Annotated in this window: 12 protein-coding genes; 7 read left to right on the forward strand and 5 right to left on the reverse strand. The window is 61.4% G+C overall.

Going from position 1 to position 14,346, the window contains the following annotated elements; all coding sequences use genetic code 11:
- The first annotated feature begins 150 nt into the window (after window positions 1-150).
- Window positions 151-1,125, forward strand: a complete 975-nt coding sequence (gene cysB / locus BM275_RS06040; protein WP_090520007.1) for an HTH-type transcriptional regulator CysB — start codon at window positions 151-153, stop codon at window positions 1,123-1,125.
- Between the two features lie 73 nt (window positions 1,126-1,198).
- Here cysB and BM275_RS06045 read toward each other — a convergent pair whose 3' ends face one another.
- Complete coding sequence (locus BM275_RS06045) at window positions 1,199-1,933, reverse strand: phosphoadenylyl-sulfate reductase (protein ID WP_014820324.1); 735 nt, start codon at window positions 1,931-1,933, stop codon at window positions 1,199-1,201.
- A gap of 192 nt (window positions 1,934-2,125) precedes the next feature.
- On the opposite strand from BM275_RS06045, the gene thrH reads away from it, so the two are divergent.
- On the forward strand, window positions 2,126-2,743 hold the full coding sequence (gene thrH, locus BM275_RS06050; protein ID WP_003284573.1) for a bifunctional phosphoserine phosphatase/homoserine phosphotransferase ThrH: 618 nt from the start codon (window positions 2,126-2,128) through the stop codon (window positions 2,741-2,743).
- Between the two features lie 35 nt (window positions 2,744-2,778).
- Here the strand turns inward: thrH and pabB are convergent, their stop codons facing one another.
- The 4 genes from pabB to rloA are packed head-to-tail and all read right to left on the reverse strand — an operon-like array spanning window position 2,779 to window position 7,240.
- Complete coding sequence (pabB, locus tag BM275_RS06055; RefSeq protein ID WP_090520009.1) at window positions 2,779-4,125, reverse strand: aminodeoxychorismate synthase component I; 1,347 nt, start codon at window positions 4,123-4,125, stop codon at window positions 2,779-2,781.
- A 59-nt stretch (window positions 4,126-4,184) separates the two neighbouring features.
- Window positions 4,185-5,168, reverse strand: a complete 984-nt coding sequence (locus BM275_RS06060) for an alpha-L-glutamate ligase-like protein (protein ID WP_090520013.1) — start codon at window positions 5,166-5,168, stop codon at window positions 4,185-4,187.
- 3 nt (window positions 5,169-5,171) lie between these two features.
- A complete protein-coding gene (gene rloB / locus BM275_RS06065) occupies window positions 5,172-6,698 on the reverse strand; it encodes an osmotic stress tolerance membrane protein RloB (protein WP_014820321.1) in 1,527 nt (508 codons plus the stop codon).
- A gap of 5 nt (window positions 6,699-6,703) precedes the next feature.
- Entirely contained in the window at window positions 6,704-7,240 is a 537-nt protein-coding gene (gene rloA / locus BM275_RS06070; protein ID WP_090520016.1) for a retropepsin-like aspartic peptidase RloA, read from the reverse strand.
- A gap of 267 nt (window positions 7,241-7,507) precedes the next feature.
- Here rloA and BM275_RS06075 point away from each other — a divergent pair, with 267 nt between their 5' ends.
- From BM275_RS06075 to prpF, 5 genes are all read left to right on the forward strand, one after another.
- Window positions 7,508-8,233, forward strand: coding sequence for a GntR family transcriptional regulator (locus BM275_RS06075; protein ID WP_090520017.1), 726 nt, complete (start codon window positions 7,508-7,510; stop codon window positions 8,231-8,233).
- The gene (gene prpB / locus BM275_RS06080) at window positions 8,230-9,117 is read left to right on the forward strand and encodes a methylisocitrate lyase (RefSeq protein ID WP_014820318.1); all 888 of its coding nucleotides are present in this window, start codon (window positions 8,230-8,232) and stop codon (window positions 9,115-9,117) included. The genes BM275_RS06075 and prpB overlap by 4 nt, the downstream gene beginning before the upstream one ends.
- Before the next feature lie 95 nt (window positions 9,118-9,212).
- The gene (gene prpC / locus BM275_RS06085; RefSeq protein WP_090520020.1) at window positions 9,213-10,340 is read left to right on the forward strand and encodes a bifunctional 2-methylcitrate synthase/citrate synthase; all 1,128 of its coding nucleotides are present in this window, start codon (window positions 9,213-9,215) and stop codon (window positions 10,338-10,340) included.
- 75 nt (window positions 10,341-10,415) lie between these two features.
- Window positions 10,416-13,019: a Fe/S-dependent 2-methylisocitrate dehydratase AcnD gene (gene acnD, locus BM275_RS06090; RefSeq protein WP_090520022.1), complete on the forward strand. Its 2,604-nt coding sequence runs from the start codon at window positions 10,416-10,418 to the stop codon at window positions 13,017-13,019.
- A gap of 116 nt (window positions 13,020-13,135) precedes the next feature.
- A complete protein-coding gene (gene prpF, locus BM275_RS06095; RefSeq protein ID WP_090520024.1) occupies window positions 13,136-14,323 on the forward strand; it encodes a 2-methylaconitate cis-trans isomerase PrpF in 1,188 nt (395 codons plus the stop codon).
- Window positions 14,324-14,346: the final 23 nt, after the last annotated feature.

Below are 14,346 nucleotides of genomic sequence, written 5' to 3' on the forward strand. Positions count from 1 at the left end.
CGCTGCTAAGCTCAACGGCAGTCGCGGCGAGTCAGACCAAAGGTCGCACAGCAAACGCCAGGCGGAACATCTATCATCCGTTGGCGCGTCGTTCATAAGGTTATAAGTGTTGCGGCAGGCGCAGTGGTGCCTTTGCCTTGAGGGATTTCTATGAAGCTTCAACAACTGCGTTACATCTGGGAAGTGGCGCACCATGACCTCAACGTTTCGGCAACGGCGCAGAGTCTGTTCACCTCGCAACCCGGGATCAGCAAGCAGATCCGACTGCTGGAAGACGAGCTCGGCGTCGAGGTGTTCGCCCGCAGCGGCAAGCATCTGACCCGTGTCACGCCAGCGGGGGAGCGCATCATCACGACGGCAGGCGAGATCCTGCGCAAATGCGAGAGCATCAAGCAGATCGCTCAGGAGTTCTCCAACGAAAAGAAGGGCGCCCTGAGTATCGCCACCACCCATACCCAGGCGCGCTACGCATTGCCCCAGGTTATTAGCAGCTTTATCAAGCAATACCCTGACGTTTCCCTGCACATGCACCAGGGTACGCCGATGCAGATCGCCGAGATGGCCGCCGACGGCACTGTCGACTTCGCCATTGCCACCGAAGGGCTGGAGTTGTTCGGTGATCTGGTGATGATGCCCTGCTATCGCTGGAACCGTTGTGTGATCGTGCCTCAGGGGCATCCGCTGGCAAAGCTCGAAAAGCTCACGCTCGAAGCACTCGCCGAGCATCCGATCGTGACCTACGTATTCGGGTTCACCGGCCGTTCCAAGCTCGACGAGGCGTTCGGGCATCGCGGGCTTTCGCCGAAAGTGGTCTTCACCGCTGCCGATGCCGACGTGATCAAGACCTATGTGCGGCTTGGGCTGGGTGTTGGGATCGTTGCGCGAATGGCTGTGGATTCCAAGCTCGACTCCGATCTGGTTGTACTGGATGCCAGCGAGCTGTTCGAATCCAGTGTGACCAAGATCGGCTTTCGCCGCGGCACCTTCTTGCGCGGCTTCATGTGCGACTTCATCCAGCAGTTTGCTCCGCACCTGGATAGGGACATGCTGGAGAAGGCGATCCAGTGCCGTAACAAGGCGGAACTGGATGAGCTGTTCGACGGCATGGAACTGCCGACTTACTGAGCCATGTCGAGCACGCCGGGAGCCCAGCCTGCTGTCCTTTTATCGTTGCTTCGCTGCCGGCCCTGGCTGAGTTTCAGTTCTTGGCGATCAGATTGCCGGCATGCAGCCCGCATTCCTTGTGAGTGGCTTCCTCCCACCACCAGCGACCTTCGCGCTCGTGCTGATTGGGCAGTACCGGGCGGGTGCAGGGCTCGCAGCCGATGCTGATGAAACCGCGCTCGTGCAGGCTGTTGTAGGGGATTTCCAGCATGCGAATGTAGCCCCAGACTTCCTCGCTGGTCATCTGCGCCAACGGGTTGAACTTGTACAGCGCGTTATCCGCTGTGGAGAAGGCCGTATCCAGCTCCAGCACCGATACCTGGCTGCGTGTGCCGGGGCTCTGATCGCGGCGCTGCCCGGTAGCCCAGGCGCGGACGGTGGCCAGCTTGCGTCGCAATGGCTCGATCTTGCGAATTCCACAGCATTCGCCGTGACCGTCACGATAGAAACTGAACAGGCCTTTCTCGTTTACCAGTGGCTGCAGCAATGCCGGATCGGGGGTCATGATTTCGATGGCAATGCCGTAGTGATCGCGTACCTGCTCGATGAAACGGTAGGTTTCGCTATGCAGTCGCCCGGTATCAAGGGTGAACACCTTGACGTGCTTGTTCAGCTTCCAGGCCATGTCCAGCAGCACGACGTCTTCGGCGCCACTGAAGGAAATCCACAGATCATCGCCGAACAGGTCGAAGGCGAGCTTTAGAACGTCTTGCGGGGATTTCTCGGCGTAGGCTGTGGCCAACGCGGCGACGTCGATAGAGGGGCTCATCGGGCGGCTTCCTTATAGATGGCATTGGCGCTTCGGCGCTCTGAGGCAGCGGATGGTAGCAAAAGGCGTTTATGCCGCTAAATAACGTTTAGGCACTCTTATCAGCTGCTTCGGGTATAAGCCTTGCGTTGCTTCGGTGGCGAGCTGCCGTTAGAGTGCCGCCTTCAATTTTCTGCATTGAGGAGTGGCCCCGTGGAAATAGCCTGTCTCGACCTGGAAGGTGTGCTGGTTCCGGAAATCTGGATCGCCTTTGCCGAGGCCACCGGAATCGAATCGCTCCGGGCGACCACGCGGGACATTCCCGACTACGACGTGTTGATGAAGCAGCGCCTGCGCATCCTCGATGAGCACGGCCTGAAGCTCGCCGACATCCAGAAGGTGATTGCGACGCTGAAGCCACTGGAAGGCGCACCTGAGTTCGTCGACTGGCTGCGCGAGCGCTTCCAGGTGGTGATCCTGTCCGACACCTTCTACGAGTTCTCGCAGCCGCTGATGCGCCAGTTGGGGTTCCCGACGCTGCTTTGTCACCGCCTGATCACTGACGAAACCGATCGCGTCGTGGACTATCAGCTGCGTCAGAAGGACCCCAAGCGTCAGTCGGTCATTGCGCTGAAGAGCCTCTACTACCGCGTCATTGCCGCGGGCGATTCCTACAACGACACCACCATGCTCAGCGAGGCCCATGCCGGCATCCTGTTCCATGCGCCGGACAACGTCATCGCCGAGTTCCCGCAGTTCCCGGCAGTGCACACCTTCGACGAGCTGAAGCAGGAATTCCTCAAGGCATCGAACCGCAAGCTCGCGCTCTAGTGAGTGAGGAAGCGACCGGTGCATGGCCGGTCGCTTCAGTCTGGTAGCTGCTCCAGTGTCTGCAGCAGCACCTTCACCTTGTCGATCGATTCCTGGTACTCCGCCTGCCAGTCCGAGTCGGCGACTATGCCACCGCCGCCCCAGCAGCTGGCTTGCCCATCGCGGATGAGCAGTGTGCGAATGGCGATGGAGCTGTCCATTTCCCCCCTGACATCGACGTACAGCAACGATCCGCAATAGATTGCGCGGCGCGTCGGTTCCAGCTCGTCGATGATCTGCATGGCGCGGATCTTCGGCGCTCCGGTGATCGAGCCGCCGGGAAAGCTGCCGGCCAGCAGATCGAACGCGTCGTGGCCGTCGGCCAGTTCGCCGGTCACGCAGCTCACCAGGTGATGCACGTTGGGGTAGCTTTCCAGTGCGAACAGCTGCGGAACGCGCACGCTGCCGATGCGGCAGCTGCGGCCGAGGTCGTTGCGCAACAGGTCGACGATCATCAGGTTCTCGGCACGATCCTTGTCACTGGCGAGCAGCGCTTGCGCTTGTGCGGCGTCGCTGCGCTCGTCCGCACCGCGTGGACGGGTGCCTTTGATCGGGCGGGTTTCCACGTGGCCCTGCTGCAGGCGCAGGAAGCGCTCCGGCGAGAGGCTGGCAATAGCGCCGTCTTCCAGTGCGACGAAGCCGGCGTACGGCGTTGGGCAAGCTTCTCGCAGCGCGCGATAGGCGCTCCATGGGTCGCCCGAGCAGCCGGCACGAAAACGCTGGGTGAAATTGACCTGGTAGCAGTCACCGGCCTGGATGTAGGTCTGAATGCGCTCGATGCCGTTCCGGTACGTGTCGACAGAAAGATCGGCAGCGAAACGGCTGTGCAGCCTGAATGGAGCACTTTCGACGGTGGTCGTTGAACCGAACAGCGCGATCAGTCGCATCTGCTCGGAAGAAGTCGTTGCTGGGTGAAACACCAACTGACTGGTGCGCCTCTGGTGATCGCTGATCAGCGCCCAGCCATAAAGGCCGAAACGTGCCAGTGGCAGACCGCTGTCGTCGAGGGCGCGCTGGGGCAGGGTCTCGAGGCGGGCACCGAAGTCGTAGCTCAACAGGCCGATCAGGCCTCCGGCAAACGGCAGCTCACAGCTCTCGGGCAGCTCGGCGGAGCCAAGTCCGCGCAACGCCTGGCGCAAACGGTGGAAGTAATCACGCCCTGATTCATCGTCGCGTGGCTCGTGCACAGCCAGTGGCCAGGCACTGAGAATGTCGAAGCGCCCGCGCTCGGCCTTCGGCCTGCCCGAATCGAGCAGCACCGCACCTGGGGCATGGCGGATGTGCTCGAACCAATAGGCGGGATCGGCCTGGTAGGGCAGGGCATGCAGCGTGCAGATGGACATGGGTCGAGTCGATGAGGGGGCAGCCCGAGAGGATACGCGGGCTACCCGGCTTGCGTCATTCAGGCGTGGGGCGGGACATGGCCGAACAGCTCCTGGGAGAACTTCACCCGTTCCTCCGGCGTTTCCTGGATGCCTTTCTCCTTGAGTTCCGCCAGGCGGTTCTCGACTGCATGGGCCCGGTGCGTCAGCCCACAGTCGTTGGCGATCTGGATGTTCAGGCCAGGGCGCGCGTTCAGCTCGAGAATGAGCGGGCCCTTTTCCTGATCGAGCACCATGTCGACACCGATATACCCGAGCCCGCAGAGCTCGTAACAGCCGGCGGCGAGCTTCATGAAGCCGTCCCAGTTCGGCAGCTGCACGCCGTCCACCGCGTTGGTGGTATCCGGGTGCTTGGTAATCTTGTTGTTCAGCCAGGTACCGCGCAGGGTGATGCCGGTGGCCAGATCCACGCCGACGCCGATGGCGCCCTGGTGCAGGTTGGCCTTGCCTCCAGATTGACGGGTTGGCAGGCGCAGCATCGCCATGACCGGGTAGCCCATCAGCACGATGATGCGAATGTCCGGCACACCTTCGTAGCTGATGCTCTTGAAGATCGGGTCGGGCGTGACGCGATATTCGATCAGTGCGCGGTCACGATGGCCGCCCAGCGAGTACAGCCCGGTGAGGATATTGGAGATCTGATGCTCGATCTCTTCATGGGTCATGATCTTGCCCGAGACGGTCCTGTAGCGGCCTTCGAAACGGTCGGCGATCACCAGGATGCCGTCGCCGCCGGCGCCCTGCGCCGGCTTGACGACGAAATCGGTGTGATCCTTGACGATATCCTTGAGCTTGTCGATGTCCTTTTCGGTTTCGATGATGCCGTACATCTCCGGCACATGAATGTCGGCCTCGATGGCGCGCTCCTTGGTGATGATCTTGTCATCGACGATCGGATACAGGTTGCGCTTGTTGTACTTGAGCACATAGTCCGCGTTGCGGCGGTTGATGCCCATGATTCCCTTGGCCTCGAGGGCCTTCCACGTCTTGATCAGACCGAACATGGCTCAATCCTTCAGAAAGGCTTTGAAGCGGAACAGCTCGGTCAGGCGGTAGCCGCGGTAGCGACCCATCGCCAGCATGAAGCCCACCATGATCAGCAGCACCGCCGGGAAGGTGAAGATGAAGTAGGTCAGCTCCTGAATGTTCATCAGCATGAAGGCCAGGCTCGCGGCGATCAGGGTGCCGACCGCCACCTTGAAGGCATGGCCGCCGCCACGTTCTTCCCAGGTGATCGACAGGCGCTCGATGGTCATGGTCAGAATCACCATCGGGAACAGGGAGACCGACAGGCCGCGCTCCAGGCCGAGCTTGTGACTGAGCAGGCTGATCACGGCGATCAGCACCACGACGAACGTCAGTACCACCGAGAGGCGCGGCAGCATCTGCAGTTTCAGGTGTTCCAGGTACGAACGCAGCGACAGGCCCAGCGCCGTGATCAGCGTGAACAGGATGATGCCGAAGCCGATCTGGGTTTCGCGGAATGCCAGGGCAATCAGTACCGGGGTGAAGGTGCCGAGAGTCTGCAGGCCGCCGAGGTTGCGCAGGATCAGGATCACCAGCACGCCGATCGGGATCATGATCATGATCTGGTAGGTCTGCTGGGTCTGCAGGGGCAGGCCATACAGCGAGTACTCGAGGAAGTCGGCGTCGGTGTTCTCGTCGGTCAGCTTGGCCAGGCGGATGGCGTTCATTTCGCTGTTATTGAGCGTGAAGGTCACCTGCGGATTGCGTCCGCCTTCCAGATTGATCAGCGGCTCGTCACCGGTCCACCAGACCAAGCGGTCATTCGGCAGGCCTTGCTCGCCGGTGCCGGGGTTGAAGAACAGCCACTTGTCGCCGTTGAAGCTGCGTAGCCAGAGTTCCGGAGTTTGCGGCTGGTCTGCGTTCAGGCGAATGGTATGCACGCGCTCCATCGGCACGTGAGCGATGGACAGCAGCAATTCGATGACGCGTGCCTTGTTCGGGATGGATGCATCGCCGCCCAGTAGCAGCTTGACGTTGTCGTCGTTGGGATTGTTGACCCGCTTGATGGCTTCGCTGATGAAGGTTTCCACATCAGCGGAATGCTGACGAATCGGAGAAAGCAGCGCTTCGGCAGCGATCTTCTCGGCGCCTTCCACCGGAAGACTGTCGCGGAAGATCGGCCCGGTGGCCTTGGTCTGCTCACCGCTGTAGCGCTTGGTGAGCACGAGGCGGTAATAGAGCGTCTGGTTTCCGCTCGCACGGCGTGCAGACCAGGTGACGCGGCGGTTGCCATCGGCCCGGTTGATGCTGACGCCGTAATTGTTGGATATGAAGCTTTCGTTGAGGCTGACGAATTCCTGATTCAGTGGCGGCACGTACATCTGCAGCTTGACCGGCTCGCGTGGGCTGGCCTGGAACTCGACCTTGGCGTCGATATTCCACAGGTCATCGGTTTCGTCTTCGGTAACCGGGATGCCCAGTATGAAGATCTGGTAGGCGGTGATCGAAATTCCCAGAGCGACGAGGATGAAGATCAGGACTTTCAGATGCAGAGTGAGAGCGCGCATGGGTATTACTCGTCAGCGTCAGATTCGTTGAGGCAACCGGGTTTGCCGGCAATAAAGGTGCGACTTGGGTCGACCAGGGCGCCGAAGCGGGTGAGTGCGTCGGAACCGATCAAAAGTGGGTATTGGAAAGCGGTACGGTCCGTGAGGTTCACTTCGATTGTGCGTTTGGCCTTGCCCATGCACAGATCGAGTTCGATAACCGGGCGCGCCGTATAGGTTTTTTCCTCTTCCGGATCATAGTCGCCAGCCCGGCGCTTGATCTTGCTGATGCGTGCCAGCGGACGCTCGATGGGGTGTGCGTGGGCGCTGTCGACGGCAAGGTAGAAGCGCACCCACGACTCGCCTTCACGCTTGAATCGGGTGATGTCACGCGCACTGAGCGACGCGGTCTGGGCGCCGGTGTCGAGCTTGGCGTCCACTTCCAGATCGAAGTCGGGGATTCCAACGTGTTCGTTCAGACCGTAAATCGTATTGTCGGCAGCGGTGCCGATCGCGGGCAGGAGTAATGTACAGAACAGCAGGAAGTGGGCTTTTACTCTCATGGAACCTGTTGTCTTAAGGAAGGGATGACTGGAGATCGAGTGGCGACAGGCATTGCGGGCAAGCGCCGGTGGGCGCGAAAGGCTGGCATTCTAGCATGCTGGTTTCACGGCGCTACAAGGCGCTCTGCCCTGGCTCAAGCTAATCTCGATCAGGTTGCCGCTTTTACGACTTTAGTAAAGGTGTCGACAATCTGCGTAGGCGGGCTGTTGACTGGTTGGCAATGCAGGCGTACTTTCGCCGCATCAAAACCTGAATTGTCGACAATCATGCTGGATACCGTTGAGCTTCACTCATCCGCGCAACAGCTCGACAGTGGCACGCTGGCCGAGCACGTGTTTCGTCTGATCCAGGCTGCCATCGTCAAAGGCGAGATTGCCCCGGGTAGCAAGATCTCCGAGCCGGAGCTGGCGCGTACCTATGGCATAAGCCGCGGGCCATTGCGCGAGGCGATCCACCGGCTGGAAGGGCAGAAGCTGCTGATCCGCGTGCCGCATGTTGGAGCGAGGGTTGTGTCGCTCAGTCATGCCGAGCTGATCGAGCTTTACGAGATTCGTGAATCCCTGGAAGGCATGGCCTGCCGCCTGGCGGCCGAACGCATGACTGAGGCGGAAATCGACGACCTGCGCCGGGTACTGAGCACCCACGAGCGCGATGAGGCGTTTCAGGCCGGTGTCGGCTATTACCAGCAGGAAGGCGATTTCGACTTCCATTACCGGATCATTCAGGGCAGCGGTAACCGCACACTGGCCAAGCTGCTGTGCGACGAGCTCTATCAGCTGGTGCGCATGTACCGCATCCAGTTCTCCACCACGCCGAACCGTCCGCATCAGGCCTTCGCCGAACACCACCGGATTCTCGATGCCATCGCCGAACGCGATGGCGAACTGGCGGAGCTGCTGATGCGCCGCCATATCGCCGCTTCCAAGCGCAATGTCGAACGTCACTTCACGGGCGTTCTTGAGCAAACACCACATGAAAGGGGTAATGCATGACTCTTCCTTCTGCCGGTCAGCGTTTCCGTGACGCCGTCGCCAGCGAGCATCCGCTCCAGGTCGTCGGCGCGATCAACGCCAACCACGCCTTGCTGGCCAAGCGTGCCGGCTTCAAGGCCATCTATCTGTCCGGCGGCGGCGTTGCTGCCGGCTCGCTGGGTCTGCCGGATCTTGGCATCACCGGGCTCGACGATGTGCTGACCGACGTGCGCCGCATCACCGATGTCTGCGATCTGCCGCTGCTGGTGGATGTCGACACCGGCTTCGGCTCCTCCGCGTTCAACGTGGCGCGTACCGTCAAGTCGATGATCAAGTTCGGCGCCGCGGCGATCCACATCGAGGACCAGGTCGGTGCCAAGCGTTGCGGCCATCGTCCAAACAAGGAAATCGTCTCGCAGCAGGAGATGGTCGACCGCATCAAGGCGGCCGTGGACGCGCGCACCGACGACAGCTTCGTGATCATGGCGCGTACCGATGCGCTGGCGGTGGAAGGTCTGAACTCCGCGCTGGATCGTGCCGCGGCCTGCATCGAAGCGGGTGCCGACATGATCTTCCCCGAGGCCATCACCGAGTTGGCGATGTACAAGACCTTCGCCGACCGCGTGCAGGCGCCAATTCTGGCCAACATCACCGAGTTCGGTGCCACGCCGCTTTACACCACCGAAGAGCTGGCCAGCGTCGACGTCTCCCTGGTGCTCTACCCGCTGTCGGCGTTCCGTGCCATGAACAAGGCCGCGGAAAATGTCTACACCGCGCTGCGCCGTGACGGCACGCAGAAGAACGTGATCGACACCATGCAAACCCGCATGGAGCTCTACGATCGAATCAACTATCACACGTTCGAGCAGCACCTCGACGCGCTGTTCGCTCAGAAGAAGAGCTGACGAGAAGGCCCCATTGGGTTTGCCAATGGGGCCTTTGCGATCCATTTTTCAACGTGATTTGCAGTATCCAGAACAAATCCAAGAAGGAGATAGCAATGGCTGAAGCAAAAGTTTTGAGCGGCGCGGGCCTGCGCGGACAGATCGCTGGACAGACCGCCCTGTGTACCGTGGGCAAGACCGGTGCCGGGTTGACCTATCGTGGTTACGACGTGCGCGACCTGGCGGCCGAGTGCGATTTCGAGGAAGTGGCCTACCTGCTGTTCTATGGTGAGCTGCCGAACACCCAGCAACTGGCCGATTACAAGAATCGCCTGAAGACCATGCGTGACTTGCCGCAGGCACTGAAGGAAGTGCTGGAACGCATCCCGGCGAGCGCGCACCCGATGGATGTCATGCGTACCGGTTCGTCCGTACTTGGCACGCTGGAGCCGGAGCTCAGCTTCGACCAGCAGCGCGACGTGGCCGAGCGGCTGATGGCCGCGTTCCCTGCGATCATGTGCTACTGGTATCGCTTCATTCACGACGGTGTTCGCATCAACTGCACCAGTGATGAAGAGACCCTGGGCGGCCATTTCCTCGCGCTGCTGCACGACAAGAAGCCGAGCGACCTGCACGTCAAGGTGATGAACGTCTCGCTGATCCTCTACGCCGAGCACGAGTTCAACGCCTCGACCTTTACCGCCCGTGTCTGTGCTTCGACGCTCTCCGACCTCTATTCCTGCGTGACTGGTGCCATCGGTTCGCTGCGCGGTCCGCTGCATGGCGGCGCCAACGAAGCGGCGATGGACATGATCGAGCAATGGAAGAGTCCGGAAGAAGCCCGCGAAGCGATCCTCGGCATGCTCGAGCGCAAGGACAAGATCATGGGCTTCGGCCACGCGATCTACAGCGTTTCCGACCCGCGCAACGAGGTGATCAAGGTCTGGGCCGAAAAGCTCGCGGATGAGGTGGGCGACACCGTGCTTTATCCGGTCTCGGTCGCCGTTGACGAAACCATGTGGGAGCAGAAGAAGCTCTTCCCGAACGCCGACTTCTACCATGCGTCCGCCTATCACTTCATGGGCATCCCGACCAAGCTGTTCACGCCGATCTTCGTCTGCTCGCGCGTCACCGGCTGGGCGTCCCATGTGTTCGAACAGCGCAGCAACAACCGGATCATTCGGCCGAGCGCCGAGTACATCGGTCCGGAGCAGCGCAAGGTTGCCCCGATCGCCCAGCGTTGATCGGAGCGAGGGGGCTCATCGTCGGGCTCCCCGCACCTTGCCCCACAGAACATTACTGAATTGAGTTCTTCCGGCATGAATACAGAACACCGCAAACCTTTGCCAGGTACTGGGCTTGACTACTTCGACACCCGTGAGGCGATCGAAGCCATTCAGTCGGGTGCCTACGACAAGCTGCCCTATACCTCCCGCGTCCTGGCCGAACAGCTGGTGCGTCGCTGTGAGCCCGAAGCGCTGACCGATTCGCTGAAGCAGATCATCGAGCGCAAGCGCGACCTCGATTTTCCGTGGTATCCGGCTCGTGTAGTCTGCCATGACATCCTCGGCCAGACCGCGCTGGTCGATCTCGCCGGCCTGCGCGATGCGATTGCGGAGCAGGGCGGCGACCCGGCGAAGGTCAACCCGGTGGTGCCGACCCAGCTGATCGTCGACCACTCGCTGGCGGTTGAATTTGCAGGCTTCGACCCGGATGCGTTCGAGAAGAACCGTGCCGTCGAGGAGCGCCGCAACGAGGACCGCTTCCACTTCATCGAGTGGACCAAGACCGCGTTCAAGAACGTCGACGTGATCCCGGCCGGCAACGGCATCATGCACCAGATCAATCTGGAGAAGATGTCGCCGGTGATTCAAGCCCGTGGCGGCGTGGCCTTTCCGGACACCTGCGTGGGTACCGACTCGCACACCCCGCACGTCGATGCGCTGGGTGTGATCGCCATCGGCGTTGGCGGCCTGGAGGCCGAAACCGTGATGCTCGGTCTGCCTTCAATGATGCGCCTGCCTGACATCGTCGGCGTACGTCTGACCGGCAAGCGTCAGCCAGGCATCACCGCGACCGATATCGTCCTCGCGCTGACTGAGTTCCTGCGCAAGGAACGTGTGGTCGGAGCTTGGGTCGAGTTCTTCGGCGAAGGCGCCGACAGCCTGACCATCGGCGATCGCGCGACCATCTCCAACATGTGTCCGGAATACGGTGCCACCGCTTCGATGTTCTACATCGACCAGCAGACCATCGATTACCTCAAGCTGACCGGTCGCGAGCCGGAGCAGGTTGCGCTCGTCGAGCAGTACGCCAAGGAAACGGGCCTGTGGGCGACGGCTCTGGAAGGCGCCGAATACGAGCGCGTGCTCGAATTCGACCTGTCCAGCGTGGTGCGCAACATGGCCGGCCCGTCCAACCCGCACAAGCGTCTGCCGACCTCGGCGCTGCACGAGCGTGGCATCGCCGACGAAGACAAGCTGGCTGCTGCGCGCGCCGAAGAGGCCGAAGGTCTGCTGCCCGATGGTGCGGTGATCATTGCCGCTATCACCAGCTGCACCAACACCTCCAACCCGCGCAACGTGGTGGCCGCCGGCCTACTGGCGAAAAAGGCCAACGAGTTGGGCCTGGTGCGCAAGCCCTGGGTGAAGACGTCCTTCGCGCCGGGTTCCAAGGTCGCCAAGCTGTACCTGGAAGAAGCTGGGCTGCTCAGCGAGCTGGAAAAACTCGGTTTCGGCATCGTCGCCTACGCCTGCACCACCTGTAACGGCATGTCCGGTGCGCTGGACCCGGTGATCCAGCAGGAAATCATCGAGCGCGACCTGTACGCCACTGCAGTTCTCTCCGGTAACCGCAACTTCGATGGCCGCATCCACCCGTATGCCAAGCAGGCCTTCCTTGCCTCGCCGCCGCTGGTGGTCGCGTACGCCATCGCCGGTACCGTGCGTTTCGATATCGAGCAGGACGTGCTGGGCACCGACAAGAACGGCAATCCGATCACCCTGAAAGACCTCTGGCCGTCCGACGAGGAGATCGACGCCATTGTCGCGTCCTCGGTGAAGCCCGAGCAGTTCAAGCAGATCTACATCCCGATGTTCGATCTGGGCACCATCGAGGAAGCCAAGAGCCCGCTATACGACTGGCGTCCGATGTCCACCTACATCCGTCGTCCGCCGTACTGGGAAGGCGCGTTGGCTGGCGAGCGCACACTGAAAGGCATGCGTCCGCTGGCGATCCTGCCGGACAACATCACCACCGATCACCTGTCGCCATCCAATGCCATCCTGTTGGAATCGGCGGCCGGTGAATACCTGGCGAAGATGGGCCTGCCGGAAGAGGACTTCAATTCCTACGCAACCCACCGCGGCGACCACCTGACCGCCCAGCGCGCCACCTTCGCCAACCCGCAGCTGGTCAACGAGATGGCGGTGGTCGACGGCAAGGTGCAGAAGGGTTCGCTGGCGCGCGTCGAGCCGGAAGGCAAGGTGATGCGCATGTGGGAAGCCATCGAAACCTACATGACTCGCAAGCAGAACCTGATCATCGTGGCCGGTGCCGACTACGGCCAGGGCAGCTCGCGTGACTGGGCGGCCAAGGGCGTGCGCCTGGCGGGTGTCGAGGTGATCGTCGCCGAAGGCTTCGAGCGTATCCACCGTACCAACCTGGTGGGCATGGGCGTGCTGCCGGTCGAGTTCAAACCGGGCACTACGCGCCTGACCCTTGGCCTCGATGGCACCGAAACCTTCGATATCGAAGGCGAGCTGTCGCCGCGCTGCGACCTGACACTGGTCATTCATCACAAGAGCGGTGAAGAAACCCACGCTCCGGTCACGTGCCGCCTCGATACGGCGGCGGAAGTCAGCGTCTACCAGGCCGGCGGCGTGCTGCAGCGTTTCGCCAAGGACTTCCTCGGGCAGGCGTGACCGGCCGTCCTCATAGGGTGGATGGCGCTTTTCCATCCACCGCACCAGCCCGCGCGGTGGATCGGTCAAGCGTGATCCACCCTACAACCCATTCATCTTCCAGCCAGGACTCACTCATGGCTCATCAAACCCAGATCAGAATTCCCGCGACCTACATGCGTGGCGGCACCAGCAAGGGCGTGTTCTTCCGCTTGCAAGACCTGCCGGAAAACTGCCAGGTGCCGGGCGCTGCGCGCGACAAGCTGTTCTTGCGCGTGATCGGTAGTCCCGACCCTTATTCGGCGCACATCGACGGCATGGGCGGCGCCACGTCCAGCACCAGCAAATGCGTCATCCTGTCCAAGAGCACTCGACCTGATCATGACGTCGAGTATCTCTATGGTCAGGTGTCGATCGACAAGCCCTTCGTCGACTGGAGCGGCAACTGCGGCAACCTTTCAACCGGCGCCGGCGCGTTCGCGCTGCATGCCGGCCTGGTGGATGCCGAGCGTATTCCGCAGAACGGTACCTGTGTGGTGCGGATCTGGCAGGCCAACATCGGCAAGACCATCATCGCTCATGTACCGGTCACCGACGGCCAAGTGCAGGAAACCGGCGACTTCGAGCTGGACGGCGTGACCTTTCCGGCCGCCGAGATCGTGCTGGAATTCCTCGATCCGTCCGACGACGGCGAAGAGGGCGGTTCGATGTTTCCCACCGGCAATCTGATCGATGAGCTGGAGGTCCCGGGCATCGGTACGCTCAAGGCGACCATGATCAGCGCCGGCATTCCCACTGTGTTCGTCAATGCCGAGGACATCGGCTACCAGGGCACAGAACTGCGTGAGGACATCAATGGCGATCCGGAGGCTCTGGCTCGTCTGGAGTCGATTCGTGTGGCCGGTGCTCTGCGAATGGGCTTGATCAAGACCGCGGACGAGGCGCTGACCCGTCAGCACACGCCGAAGGTTGCGTTCGTTTCCCAGCCGAAAAGCTATCGGGCGTCTTCCGGCAAGAACATCGATGCAGGTGAGGTCGATCTGCTCGTGCGGGCGTTGTCCATGGGCAAGCTGCACCACGCCATGATGGGCACCTGTGCGGTGGCCATCGGTACGGCGGCGGCGGTGCCTGGCACGCTGGTGAATCTCGCGGCAGGTGGTGGCGAGCGTCAGGCCGTGCGCTTCGGGCATCCGTCCGGCACGCTGCGGGTCGGTGCTGAGGCGAAGCAGATAGACGGTCAGTGGACGGTTACCAAAGCGATCATGAGCCGCAGCGCGCGCGTGCTGATGGAAGGCTGGGTACGTGTGCCAGGTGACACTTTCTGATGCGCTTCAACTGCCGGAAATCG

The organism is Stutzerimonas kunmingensis, from assembly GCF_900114065.1.
In the GTDB taxonomy this organism is placed as follows: domain Bacteria; phylum Pseudomonadota; class Gammaproteobacteria; order Pseudomonadales; family Pseudomonadaceae; genus Stutzerimonas; species Stutzerimonas kunmingensis.